The sequence below is a fragment of the Stenotrophomonas sp. 2YAF22 genome (assembly GCF_052114665.1).
Taxonomy (GTDB): Bacteria; Pseudomonadota; Gammaproteobacteria; order Xanthomonadales; family Xanthomonadaceae; genus Stenotrophomonas; species Stenotrophomonas indicatrix.
In genome coordinates this window covers 1-1,032 of the sequence record NZ_JBFRFE010000931.1, presented here as the reverse complement: position 1 = coordinate 1,032, position 1,032 = coordinate 1, and the positions used below count along the sequence as shown (strand labels likewise).

Genomic DNA, 1,032 nt, shown 5'->3' with positions numbered 1-1,032 from the left:
GCACAAGGCCTTCAATACCCGCACCGGTCGCATCCAGGCGGGTTGTAGCGATCCATCTGGCCGTCGGTGTCCAGGTAGCTGCCGATCACCCGGCCACGCACCGTACCGCTGGCATTGAGCGCGCTGCCCACGTCCACGGTGGTGCGGGTGCGGCCCCAGCTGCCGACGTTCACCGACACGCTGCCGGTCAACTCAGCGCTGTCGGCGTGCTTGCGGATCAGGTTCACCGATGCCGACGGGTTGCCGGCGCCACTGAGCAGGCCGGTGGCGCCGCGCACCACTTCCACGCGGTCGTACAGGGCCAGGTCCAGGCCGGAGTCGCCGTAGCTCCAGTTCTGCACCATCTGCGTGGGCAGGCCATCGAACTGGTAGCTGTCGATGTAGAAGCCGCGCGCGTAGAACTCGGTGCGCTCGCTGTCCGACTGCGTGCTGGTCACGCCGGTGGTGTTGCCCAGCACGTCGATGATGTCGTCCAGCTTCTGATCTTCGATGCGCTGATGACTGATGATGCTGACCGATTGCGGGATTTCGCGCGGCGCCAGGTCGAAGCGGGTACCGGCCGAGGTGCGGCGCACCGAATAGCCTTCGGCACGCTCGCCCTTCACCACGACCTTGTCGAGCGTGGTCGGGTCGGCGACGGTTTCGGCGAAGGCGGCCGGGGCGGCGGCCAGGCACAGGGCGGAGAGCACCGCTGCGGACAGGCGATGCGGCAGCAGGGGGGAGGTCGAACGGGTCATCAAGGTTCCTGGACGGGCACGTGCGTGCGTCCGACCGGCTTCCCGGATGGTCTGGCGCCGCGGCTGGTGGGGATCTCACGTCGCTGGCGAAGCCCTGTGTTTCAGGGCGGTGGCTGGGCAATGCGAGCACGGACGAACCGTCCTGGCTGCCCGGAAAACGCGAATATCGTAATGGGAATTGTTTCCATTTACAAATAGCCAGCGGCTGTGCCTGCGTTCCGCGCGATAGAGCTATTCGTCGGGAGCCAGGCGTTCAGCAAGGATGTTCAGGCGCGGCAATTGGCTCTCGACGCCG

General features: G+C 66.4%; 1 pseudogene. It reads right to left on the bottom strand.

Features of this window, described 5'->3' with window-relative positions:
- Window positions 1-41 precede the first annotated feature (41 nt).
- Window positions 42-737, bottom strand: a pseudogene (locus AB4Y84_RS22345) (TonB-dependent receptor plug domain-containing protein); the annotation flags it as partial.
- Between the last annotated feature and the right edge of the window lie 295 nt (window positions 738-1,032).